This is a genomic window from Vibrio sp. 811 (assembly GCF_033339195.1).
The window spans coordinates 1-543 of sequence record NZ_JAWOUB010000833.1; the positions used below are offsets into that span (position 1 = coordinate 1).

Here is a 543-nt window from a genome sequence, read left to right on the forward strand (position 1 = left end):
ACGTTAGACAAAGCAGCAATTATCAACGAAATTCAGTTCGGCAACGGTATCAACCATGCTGTTCACGAAGGTCGTCGTGCCGATTTTTCGCTGATTTTGTCTATGTTCTCAAACGATGTTCGAGATGTCGTACCGGTTGAAGAAATTAAAGAAACGGCCACAAGCGACGAGATTCTTCGTCAACAGTTTGGGCTCTCTCAGCCTCAAGCTTTGCGCTCCGATAGCAGCAGCTACGAGCTCGCCGCATTACAAGCGAAACAATTCCATAATGCGGGTCTGCCATCTGCAAAGTTGAGCCACTACCTAAAACCAGACGCCCTAACCTACTTGCCAGAAGATACGTTCGATCTTCCTGAAGACGTTTATCATAATTTGTCAGGCCATGAGCGCCGCACTTTAGGTGAGCGCAACAAGAGCCTTATCCCTGATGCGGGCCTCTACAATCAGCTAGTGACGGCTCAACGTCAGTATCAGATCCAAGCTCAAGCATAGAGATCAGCTTTTCATCCAACAGCTTGCAGTATCAACACGTCAGAAATGTGA

At 47.5% G+C, this 543-nt stretch carries 1 protein-coding gene; it reads left to right on the forward strand.

The window, feature by feature from the left end; all coding sequences use genetic code 11:
- Nucleotides 1-492 (forward strand): VC2046/SO_2500 family protein (locus R7Q46_RS29655; RefSeq protein WP_318078650.1); only part of this gene is annotated, 492 nt, incomplete at its 5' end.
- Nucleotides 493-543 lie beyond the last annotated feature (51 nt).